The organism is Gilvimarinus sp. 1_MG-2023, from assembly GCF_030548285.1.
Genome location: NZ_JAUOSC010001138.1, coordinates 1 through 264 on the forward strand (window position 1 = coordinate 1; position 264 = coordinate 264).

Annotated in this window: 1 protein-coding gene; it reads left to right on the forward strand. The window is 55.3% G+C overall.

Going from position 1 to position 264, the window contains the following annotated elements; all coding sequences use genetic code 11:
• A partial coding sequence (locus Q4563_RS20410; protein ID WP_303605813.1) for a DUF1989 domain-containing protein occupies nucleotides 1-264 on the forward strand: 264 nt, incomplete at both ends.

Sequence of the window (264 nt, forward strand, 5' to 3'; positions counted from 1 at the left end):
GCTTTATGCTGGCCTGTACGCCACGTTTTTATGAAGACGCCGGTTATTTTGGTCATGCCAGCTGTACCGACAATTTCAATACCCAGCTGCGCGACTGGCAGATTGCCCCCCGTGCTGGCTGGCCTGCGATCAATTTCTTTTTTAATACCACTGTCAGTGACTGTGGTGCGGTGTATGGCGAGGAACCCTGGTCGCGGCCGGGGGATTACGTCCTGATGCAGGCACAGCGCGATTTGCTGTGTCTCAGTTCCGCCTGTCCTGATG